The 1,152-nt window shown below is 66.6% G+C and carries 2 protein-coding genes; both read right to left on the bottom strand.

What is annotated here, in order from left to right; all coding sequences use genetic code 11:
• A partial coding sequence (locus BO1_RS48935) for a sarcosine oxidase subunit delta (RefSeq protein ID WP_043289393.1) occupies positions 1–269 on the bottom strand: 269 nt, incomplete at its 3' end.
• Positions 270–297: 28 nt separating this feature from the next.
• The coding region (locus BO1_RS48930; protein ID WP_028223789.1) for an FAD-dependent oxidoreductase at positions 298–1,152 on the bottom strand (855 nt) is incomplete at its 5' end.

The following is a 1,152-nucleotide window of genomic DNA, read 5'->3' as shown; positions in this document are numbered from 1 at the left end:
GACGCACTGGCCTTGCCAAACGTTTCGTATCCCTGAATCTCGTAGGTGACCGTGTCGCGCGTCACCATGAACCAGCGGCGGCAGCCCTGCGTGTGCAGCCATTGCTCCTTGTGCACGCCGCGCGGGTTATCGCGCATGAACAGGTACTCGCCCCATTCGCGGTCGCTCAGCGCGTCGGTGTCGAGCGGGCGCGCGATTTCCGCTTCGCCTCCGCAGGTGAATTCGATTTCGGCGCGCGGCCCGCACCATGGGCATTCGATCAGCAACATGTGGTGTTCTCCAGGTCTCGGTGCGTAATCAGTGGGCCACGGCAGCCGCGCCGTGTTCGTCGATCAGATGGCCGCTGTAGAAGCGGTCCAGCGCGAACGGCGCATTGAGCGGATGCGGCTCGTCGTTCGCGATGGTGTGCGCGAACACCCAGCCCGAGCCCGGCGTCGCCTTGAAGCCGCCGGTGCCCCAGCCGCAGTTGAAATAGAGGCCCTTCACATCGGTCTTGCTGATGATCGGGCAGGCGTCGGGCGAGACGTCGACGATGCCGCCCCACTGGCGGTTCATGCGCACGCGCGAGAACACCGGGAACATTTCGACGATGGCCTGCAGCGTGCCTTCGATGATGTGGTAGCTGCCGCGCTGGCCGAAGCCCGTGTACTGGTCGACACCCGCGCCGATCACGAGGTCGCCCTTGTCGGACTGGCTGATATACGCGTGCACCGCGTTGGACATGATGACCGAGTTGACCACGGGCTTGATGGGCTCGGACACCAGCGCCTGCAGCGGATGGCTTTCGATCGGCAGGCGCACGCCGGCCATGTCGGCGAGCGTCGTGGTGTTGCCGGCCGCCACCACGGCGACCTTCTTCGCCTTGATGAAGCCCTTCACGGTATCCACGCCGGTCACGCGGCCGCCGTCACGGCGGATGCCCGTGACCTGGCAATTCTGGATGATGTCCACGCCGTGCTGGTCCGCGCCGCGCGCGAAGCCCCAGGCCACCGCGTCGTGGCGCGCCACGCCGGCGCGGCGCTGAATGGAGGCGCCCAGCACCGGATAGCGGCTGTTCAGGTTGATGGTGGGCTCGATCTCCTTGATCTGCCCGGGCGTGAGGAACTCCGCGTCCACGCCGTTCAGGCGGTTCGCGTTCACGCGGCGCTCGGT

Source organism: Paraburkholderia oxyphila NBRC 105797 (assembly GCF_000685075.1).
Lineage (GTDB): Bacteria > Pseudomonadota > Gammaproteobacteria > Burkholderiales > Burkholderiaceae > Paraburkholderia > Paraburkholderia oxyphila.
The sequence above is the reverse complement of the archived record's forward strand: the minus strand, read 5'-3'. Positions and strand labels throughout refer to the sequence as shown.